At 62.7% G+C, this 2,391-nt stretch carries 5 protein-coding genes; 2 read left to right on the top strand and 3 right to left on the bottom strand.

Features of this window, described 5'->3' with window-relative positions:
* Both RIN13_RS19795 and RIN13_RS19790 read left to right on the top strand, forming a co-directional pair.
* On the top strand, positions 1-197 hold a 197-nt coding region (locus RIN13_RS19795), incomplete at its 5' end, for a hypothetical protein (RefSeq protein ID WP_309109025.1).
* 117 nt (positions 198-314) lie between these two features.
* A complete protein-coding gene (locus tag RIN13_RS19790; protein ID WP_309109024.1) occupies positions 315-794 on the top strand; it encodes an NUDIX domain-containing protein in 480 nt (159 codons plus the stop codon).
* Positions 795-840: 46 nt separating this feature from the next.
* On the opposite strand, the gene RIN13_RS19785 is transcribed toward RIN13_RS19790, so the two are convergent.
* From RIN13_RS19785 to RIN13_RS19775, 3 genes are all read right to left on the bottom strand, one after another.
* Positions 841-1,146, bottom strand: coding sequence for a hypothetical protein (locus RIN13_RS19785; RefSeq protein WP_309109023.1), 306 nt, complete (start codon positions 1,144-1,146; stop codon positions 841-843).
* Positions 1,147-1,150: 4 nt separating this feature from the next.
* A complete protein-coding gene (locus tag RIN13_RS19780; RefSeq protein ID WP_309109022.1) occupies positions 1,151-1,483 on the bottom strand; it encodes a hypothetical protein in 333 nt (110 codons plus the stop codon).
* Positions 1,484-1,549: 66 nt separating this feature from the next.
* A complete protein-coding gene (locus RIN13_RS19775; RefSeq protein ID WP_309109021.1) occupies positions 1,550-2,350 on the bottom strand; it encodes a hypothetical protein in 801 nt (266 codons plus the stop codon).
* Positions 2,351-2,391 lie beyond the last annotated feature (41 nt).

Genomic DNA, 2,391 nt, shown 5'->3' with positions numbered 1-2,391 from the left:
AGAACCTACTCCATCTGAAGGACTTGGAGTTTCTGACCGCACACCTTCTACGGGTATTCACCCCCGATCAGGCCCGGCCCCGGCTGGAGGGCCACAACGCCCATCCCGCGGCGAGACCCATCGACGTGTACCGGATCGAAGGACCGGCCCCGGTGATCGAGGCCATCCTCGCCCACGAGCAGGGCGCTTTCGCGTAGTTGATTTTATGCCGCACTCAACAACTGAGGCGATTCATTTTGGCACTGCAGGATGCCGCCACCCGCCATTGCAGGACAAGAACCCGCAATCTCTATAGCCTTGGGTGTGGAGGGCATATGACAGTTCACAGCGCTGGCATTCTGCTGTACCGGCGGAGCCCGGAAGGGCACTTGGAGGTCTGGATCGCTCATAATGGTGGCCCTCACTGGACCGGCATGGACACCCGCGCCTGGACAATTCCAAAGGGAATATACCTCGACGGGGAGGACCCTTTGGTGGCCGCGCTGCGGGAGTTCGCCGAAGAAATCGGGACGCCGGCGCCGCAGGCGGACTACCTTGAGCTGGGCGCTTTCCGCCAGCCTTCGAGGAAGGTCATCACCGCTTTTGCCGCCGAATCGGATTTCCGGCCAGAGCACATCACCAGCAACACGTTCCCGCTGGAATGGCCGAAGGGTTCCGGTGTTGTCCGGGAATTTCCCGAAATCGACGATGCCAGATGGTTCAGAGAGTCCGAGGCCCGCAGCAAACTGGCGAAGGGGCAGGTACCGATCCTCGATGCCCTTGCCGAGTACCTCGCGAAGCTGGGCGGGTCCTGAGTTGACAGGGTCCAGGCAACATCGTGATCCGCCCGCTGGGTAGAAGCTAGGACCGCATGGCGCCGGTGTAGAGCCGTGCCGTGCCGTTCAGCCCGGTGATGGCATCATCGATGGTGCTGCGGATCATCTCGTACTGCACCTCGTCCGGGACGGGCTCCACTTCTTTCCTGCGTCCACGAAATTGATGGCTTCCTGCGCCCTGACCTCCAGGATTGGCGCCTGCCAAATGCGCCATCTCGTGAAGGTGGGTAATGGCGTGCCGGATGTGCTCCCGTGCGCCCTCGGGGACGTCGGTCTTCGGCCGGCACTGCCAGTTTCGGTGCGTTCGTCCGCTGCACACGTCCGGCAACATCGATTTAGTCCATGCCATCGGAGTCAGACCACACGGTGATCTGGACCTGGTCCGAGACGTCCAGGACGGTGCTGGCCGCGAAGGGCTTCTCCCCGGGCGCGTCGTAGGGCCCGAAGTCCACGGACTCCAGGCCGCTCTCAGAGCACAGCTGCACCAGCTCGGCCACAGGGTCGTCGTCCTCATCGAGGTCGTAGGAGCCGGTGTCCGGTCGGGCATGTGCATCGCGGACAGTATCGTTGAGGGCGCGGAACACCAGGCCGGGGTCGGTGTTGCTCTGGTGGACCGGCACCGCGGTTTCGAGCGGCTTCATCATGCCGGCGACGCCCTCCAGCGTCATCGAAACAGAAGTACGAGAACGCACCAAGCATCGCGGCTAAGGAGCCCAGGATTTAGGAGACACGCACTAGGGGACCCCTGGTGACGTTGTCCCCGGACGGAGGGAACGTGCGCGCTGCGCGGATCTGTGAAATGCCGAAGCGGCGAGCCCTGCCGCCCAAATAAGAGCGGCCCAGCCGGTGAGTGTGCCGAGGCTTCCCGCATGGTCCGGGTAGATGATGCTCACGGTTCCGAACCATGCAGTGCCTGCGGCGACAAGGAACACCATGAGGCGCCACCCCGGAAGCCTGAAAGAGAGCATGGCTCCGGCCAAAGGGATCACAAGTGCTGCGGCAGCCTGAATCGGCCAGTGGTCGAATTCATAGGTGAGATCGACGGGATCCCGTCCCTCCCGCGCTGCCGCGGCCATCTCGGAGGCAAACAAGGCGGCGACTGGAAGGGCGATTATCGATAAGGCAAGCGTGGGCCAGTGGAACCTGCAGGCCGTCCGCACTACCTCGAGTGCTGCTCTCCGATCGAATAGGAATATAACGGCGGTCGGGGCCAGCAGACCCGCAGTTATCGCCAGGTGTGTGGGCTGAGCGGACGCTACCGCTGCAGCAAGCACGGCGGTGGCCGCTACAACCGGAAGCAAGGCTGCTGAGACACTCTCAGGTCGCGAACCGAGGACGCAGAATGGTATCCCGACGAAGAACGTGAACAGGACACCCCACCCCGTCTCCAGCAGGTAGCTCTCGTAGAACTCCGGTCGCGACTGTAAGAACAGCGGAACAGTCAGGTCCACGAGAGCAAAAAACAGCAGCAATACGAATAGCCCGCTGGTCCAGCCGAGCCACCCGATCGCTGTACGCCGCTCCTCTGCTTTCATGGGGCAAAGATTCCTCCAGCCGCTCCACGGCGTCAAGAAGT

Source organism: Arthrobacter sp. (assembly GCF_031179985.1).
Lineage (GTDB): Bacteria > Actinomycetota > Actinomycetes > Actinomycetales > Micrococcaceae > Arthrobacter.
This window is presented reverse-complemented; position numbering and strand designations above follow the sequence as displayed.